This is a genomic window from Rhizobacter sp. P2_H2, assembly GCF_056403375.1.
Genome location: NZ_JBFUFP010001146.1, coordinates 1 through 1,659, shown reverse-complemented (window position 1 = coordinate 1,659; position 1,659 = coordinate 1). Strand labels below are relative to the sequence as shown.

The following is a 1,659-nucleotide window of genomic DNA, read 5'->3' as shown; positions in this document are numbered from 1 at the left end:
ATGCTGGCGGTGCTCGACCCGGAGCCGGCGCCGTCCGCGCCTGCACCACTCTCGTCGCTCGACGAAGGGAGCGCGCCATGATGATGACGCTCGCGCAAGCCCACGCGCTGCTGCCCGGCTCGACGCTGGTCGGCGACGGCGCGCTGCCGATCGCGCGCGTGCATTCCGACACCCGCACGCTGCAGCCGGGCGACCTGTTCGTCGCGCTGCGCGGCGAGCGCTTCGATGCGCACGACTTCCTCGCGCAGGCCCAGGCCGCCGGCGCGGTCGCGGCGATCGCCGAACGCGGCCTGGCCGCCGACGGCACCGGCCTGCCCGGCCTGCAGGTGGCCGACAGCAAGGCCGCGCTCGGCCAGCTGGCCGCCGCGTGGCGGGCGCACTGCGCGTTGCCGCTGATCGCGGTGACCGGCAGCAACGGCAAGACCACCGTCACGCAGATGCTGGCGTCGGTGCTGCGCGCCTGGCTCGGCGAGGCGGCGTTCTCGACGCAGGGCAACTTCAACAACGACATCGGCGTGCCGCTGACGCTGCTGCGCCTGCGCCAGGACGACACCTGCTGGCACCGCGCCGGCGTGGTCGAGCTCGGCATGAACCACCCGGGCGAGATCGCCACGCTGGCCGCGATGACCGCGCCGACGGTCGCGCTCGTCAACAACGCGCAGCGCGAGCACCAGGAGTTCATGGCCACCGTCGAGGCGGTGGCGCGCGAGAACGGCACGGTGATCGAGGCGCTGCCGCCGACCGGCGTCGCGGTGTTCCCGGCCGACGACGACTACGCGCCGGTCTGGCATGCGCTGGCCGCGTCGCGCCCGACGCTGACCTTCGCGCTGCAGGGCGCGGCCGACGTGACCTGCGATGCCGAGTGGGTCGGCGACCACTGGTCGCTGATGCTGCACACCCCGGCCGGCTTCCAGGCGGCCGACCTGCGCATCGCCGGCCGCCACAACGTGAAGAACGCGCTGGCCGTCACCGCCTGCGCGCTGGCCGCGGGCTGCCCGCTGGAGGCGATCGTGCAGGGGCTGGCGGCGTTCGAGCCGGTCAAGGGCCGTTCGCAGCTGAAGACTGCCCAGGTGCACGGCCAGCCGGTCACGCTGGTCGACGACACCTACAACGCGAACCCCGATTCGGCGCGTGCCGCGATCGAGGTGCTGGCGCAGCTGCCCGGCCCGCGCTGGCTGCTGCTGGGCGACATGGGCGAGGTCGGTGACCAGGGCCCGGCCTTCCACACCGAGATCGGCGCGTTCGCGCAGGCGCGCRGCATCGAATCGCTGTGGACGGCCGGGGCGCTGAGCCGCCACGCGGCCGACGCCTTCGCCGGTGCGCGCCACTTCGACGACGTGGCGGCGCTGGTCGCCGCGCTGCCTGCGGCCCCGGCGTGTGCCGCGGTGCTGGTGAAGGGCTCGCGCTTCATGAAGATGGAACAGGTGGTGGCCGCGCTGCAGCGCAGCGGCGCCGAAGTACCTGGCAATGGCAACACCAGAGGATCGAACGATGCTGCTTAGTCTTGCCCAGTGGTTGCAGGGTGCCTACCCCGACCAGCTCGGGTTCCTGCGGGTGTTCCAGTACCTGACGATGCGTGCGGTGCTGGCGGCGTTGACCGCGCTTCTGATCGTCCTCGCGTTCGGCCCGATGGTGATCCGCCGCCTGAGCGCGCTGAAG

The 1,659-nt window shown here is 72.9% G+C and carries 1 protein-coding gene and 1 pseudogene; both read left to right on the top strand.

Going from position 1 to position 1,659, the window contains the following annotated elements; all coding sequences use genetic code 11:
• The first annotated feature begins 80 nt into the window (after window positions 1-80).
• Window positions 81-1,502, top strand: a complete 1,422-nt coding sequence (locus AC1D15_RS30995; protein ID WP_477829053.1) for a UDP-N-acetylmuramoyl-tripeptide--D-alanyl-D-alanine ligase — start codon at window positions 81-83, stop codon at window positions 1,500-1,502.
• Window positions 1,492-1,659 (top strand): annotated as a pseudogene (locus tag AC1D15_RS30990) (phospho-N-acetylmuramoyl-pentapeptide-transferase); the annotation flags it as partial. The gene AC1D15_RS30995 and the pseudogene AC1D15_RS30990, both read left to right, overlap by 11 nt.